General features: G+C 65.8%; 1 protein-coding gene. It reads right to left on the reverse strand.

Annotation, left to right across the window (positions count from 1 at the left end; genetic code table 11):
- Window positions 1-1,092: an IS630 family transposase gene (locus ACZ6ZQ_RS38620; RefSeq protein ID WP_469773205.1), complete on the reverse strand. Its 1,092-nt coding sequence runs from the start codon at window positions 1,090-1,092 to the stop codon at window positions 1-3.
- Between the last annotated feature and the right edge of the window lie 14 nt (window positions 1,093-1,106).

The following is a 1,106-nucleotide window of genomic DNA, read 5'->3' on the forward strand; positions in this document are numbered from 1 at the left end:
CTAGTCTTCTGAGTCGGGAATTCTGTTCAGATAGGTGGCGAGGCGTTCGAGGATCTCGTCTGCGGTCTTGGTCCAGACGTAGGGCTTGGGGTCGGTGTTCCAGGCGGCGATCCAGTCTCGGATGTCCTTCTCGAGGGCCTGGACGGACTTGTGGACGCCTCGCCGTATCTGCTTGTTGGTGAGTTCGGCGAACCATCGCTCCACCAGGTTCAGCCAGGACGACCCGGTCGGGGTGAAGTGCAGGTGGAACCGGGGGTGGCCGAGGAGCCACTTCTTGATGTCCGGTGTCTTGTGGGTGGCGTAGTTGTCGCAGATCAGGTGGACGTCCAGGCCTGCGGGCACTTCCTTGTCGAGCTTGACCAGGAACTTCTTGAACTCCTCGGCGCGGTGGCGGCGGTGCAGGGAGCCGATCACTTTGCCGGTGGCCACGTTGAGTGCGGCGAACAGGGTGGTGGTGCCGGCGCGGACGTAGTCGTGCGTTGACCGCTCGGGGACCCCTGGCATCATCGGCAGCACTGGTTGGGACCGGTCCAGGGCCTGGATCTGCGACTTCTCGTCCACGCAGAACACCAGCGCCCGCTCGGGCGGGTCCAGGTAGAGGCCGACGACATCGTGGACCTTGTCGACGAAGTAGGGATCGGTCGACAGCTTGAAGGTCTCCGAGCGGTGCGGCTGCAGGCCGAACGCCCGCCAGATCCGTGAGACCGAGGACTGGGACAGGCCCATTTCCTTCGCCATCGACCGCGTCGACCAGTGCGTCGCATTCTTCGGCGTGGACTCCAACGTCCTGGTGACCACCGCGGCCACCTGCTCATCCGTCACCGATCTGGGGCCACCGGAACGCGGCATGTCTCCCAGGCCGGCGATCCGGTACTGCACGAAGCGGGCCCGCCAACGGCCGACCGCCTGAGGCGTCGATCCGAGACGGACGGCCACGTCCTTGTTCGAGACGCCCTCGGCGCAGGCCAGGATGATCCGGCACCGCAAAGCCCACGCCTGCGGCGTGGAACGACGCCGCACCCACCCCTCCAGCGCGGCGCGTTCCTCATCCGACAGCGTCAACTCGGCCTTCGGCCGCCCAGTACGTGCCACAAGCCAAGCCTACA

The sequence above is a fragment of the Streptomyces sp. NPDC053673 genome (assembly GCF_055585225.1).